The 1,992-nt window shown below is 72.2% G+C and carries 6 protein-coding genes; all 6 read right to left on the reverse strand.

What is annotated here, in order from left to right:
* Window positions 1-102: 102 nt before the first annotated feature.
* From BDIM_RS11710 to BDIM_RS11735, 6 genes are read right to left on the reverse strand one after another with little or no spacing between them, the layout of a single operon-like run.
* Window positions 103-288, reverse strand: coding sequence for a phage tail assembly chaperone (locus BDIM_RS11710; RefSeq protein ID WP_040345944.1), 186 nt, complete (start codon window positions 286-288; stop codon window positions 103-105).
* Window positions 288-578, reverse strand: a complete 291-nt coding sequence (locus tag BDIM_RS11715; protein WP_040345947.1) for a GTA-gp10 family protein — start codon at window positions 576-578, stop codon at window positions 288-290. The genes BDIM_RS11710 and BDIM_RS11715 overlap by 1 nt, the downstream gene beginning before the upstream one ends.
* Complete coding sequence (locus BDIM_RS11720) at window positions 578-988, reverse strand: phage major tail protein, TP901-1 family (protein WP_040345948.1); 411 nt, start codon at window positions 986-988, stop codon at window positions 578-580. Before BDIM_RS11720 ends, BDIM_RS11715 begins: the two co-directional genes overlap by 1 nt.
* Before the next feature lies 1 nt (window position 989).
* On the reverse strand, window positions 990-1,397 hold the full coding sequence (locus BDIM_RS11725; RefSeq protein WP_040345952.1) for a DUF3168 domain-containing protein: 408 nt from the start codon (window positions 1,395-1,397) through the stop codon (window positions 990-992).
* Window positions 1,394-1,711 carry a phage head completion protein gene (locus BDIM_RS11730; RefSeq protein WP_244911819.1) on the reverse strand — a complete coding sequence of 106 codons (318 nt, stop codon included), beginning with the start codon at window positions 1,709-1,711 and terminating at the stop codon, window positions 1,394-1,396. Before BDIM_RS11730 ends, BDIM_RS11725 begins: the two co-directional genes overlap by 4 nt.
* Window positions 1,708-1,974 (reverse strand): head-tail connector protein, encoded by a 267-nt coding sequence (locus BDIM_RS11735; RefSeq protein ID WP_040345956.1) that lies wholly within the window; start codon window positions 1,972-1,974, stop codon window positions 1,708-1,710. Before BDIM_RS11735 ends, BDIM_RS11730 begins: the two co-directional genes overlap by 4 nt.
* Window positions 1,975-1,992 lie beyond the last annotated feature (18 nt).

Below are 1,992 nucleotides of genomic sequence, written 5' to 3' on the forward strand. Positions count from 1 at the left end.
GAGGCCGCCGCCCGCTCCGCCGGTTCCTTCAGCGCCTCCAGCGCCGCCGCGGCCTCCGCCGCCTTCACCGGCACGGCGTCGATGCCGTCCGGCCTGAAACTGTCAGTCATCCGGCCACCTCTCCTGCATCCGCTCCAGTTCGCCGCGCCCCAGCGGCGCGGCCTGAGCCGGCCCCGCCGTCAGCATCCGCCATTCCTTCAGCGACAGCCGCCAGAAGCCCTCCGGCCCCACGCCCATCCGCGCCGCCGCCTGCATCATCTCCGCCCATTGACGGTCTTGGGGCGTCATCAGGCGGCCGCCGCAAAAGCCTTCGCCACCGCCTCCGCCGCCTCGCGCGGATCGACCGGCGTCGTCGCCAGCCCGTCCGCCAACACCGCCTCGCCCCCGCCGCGCAGCAAGGCCGCCAGCACCACCATCAGATCGCGCGCCGACAGCGCCTTCATCCGCTCGGCCAGCGCCGCTATCCCGGCGACGCCCAGCCCCGTCTCGATCTCGGCCAGCGCCCCCAGCGTCAGACACAGCTTCCGCTCCGCCCCCGCCAGCCTCGCCACGACCTCGCCCCGCACGCCGTTCACCATCACAGCGCCGAGAACGTCACTTCGCCTGCGCTGGCCAGGCTCAGCGCAAAACTCGCCTCGCCTTCATGCTCCCCGGCGTATTCCAGCGCCGCCACCAGGAACGGCCCCTCCAACACGCCGAAGTCCGGCACGATCAGACGCCACGTCTTCGCCGCCTGCTCGAAGAAGGCCTCGCGGATCAGGGCGTCCGAGGCCGCGTCGCGGAATATCCCCTGCCCCGACACCGCCGCCGACTTCACGCCCGCCCCCGCCAGCAGTTCGCGCCACCGCCCGGCGCTGTCGCTGTCGGTCGCGTCCACCGTCTTGGCGTTCAGCGAGATCGTCCTCGCCCTCAGCCCCGCCACCGTGGTGAAGGCGCCGCCCGCGCCCTCGATCTTGAGCAGGATGTCCTTGCCTCGTTGTGCGCTCATCTCAGATTTCCTCCGTCACGGCTCTCAACCGCATCACCGCCCACGCCCGCTTCAGGTCCGCGCTGCGGAACAGGTCCGTAAACGTCACCGCCACGCTGACCGCCCTCACTCCGTCCGCCTCCAGCGGCGCATCGGCCAGCCGCGCCCGCACCGCCGCCGCCACGGCCCGCGCCTCCTCCAGCCCCCTGAACCGACTGGCGCACGTCAGGGTCAGCCGCTGCTCCACCCCGCCGCCGTCAGCGTTCAGCGGTCGGCTCTCGCACCGCCCGAGCACCAGATGCGGAAACCCCGCCCCGGACGGCGCTTCGTCCCAGACCCGCACCGGATCGCCCAGCAGCGCCTGCAACGCCCCATCACCGCCCAGATGCGCGATCAGCGCCTTCACCAGCGCCCCTTCATGATCCTTCATCGCGCCCGCTCCAGATCCAGCCGCACCCGGCCCGCCGCCTTCGGATCGGCCTCGATCCCGACCACGGCCCAGTCCGCCCCGCCAAAGCGCGCCACCAGCCCCTCCTCCAGCCTCGGATCGGCCCGCACCGTGGCGCTCAGCGTCTCCACGCCGCGCGTCACGCCCGCTTCCGTCCGCTCGCGCCGCCTTCGCGCGCCCAGCGCCAGCCACAGCGACCCGACCGGCTCATAGCTGACGGCCTGCCCGCCATAGGGCGTCTGCGCCGCCACCGGCCGCACCAGCGACGCCACCACCTTCATCGCCCCCGCGCTCATAACCGCACCACGCGATAGGGCGCGATCCACCCCTCGACCGGCGCCGCGCTCATCTCGCCGTCGCCGCGCTCATAGGCGCGCATCACCAGCATCATCACCGCCAGCCTCAGCGGCGCCGGCGAGGTCGATGTCAGGCTCAACCCGACCTCCCCCTCCACCCGCGCCTTGGCGGCGTCGATCAGGGTCTGGATCAGCCCATCCTCCGCCTCATGCTCGACGCGCAGGAACAGCTTCGCCTCCATGAGGCTCACGGGTGCGCTCATTCAAATCTCCTATGTTCC

Origin of the sequence: Brevundimonas diminuta ATCC 11568 (assembly GCF_000204035.1) — a bacterium.
Lineage (GTDB): Bacteria > Pseudomonadota > Alphaproteobacteria > Caulobacterales > Caulobacteraceae > Brevundimonas > Brevundimonas diminuta.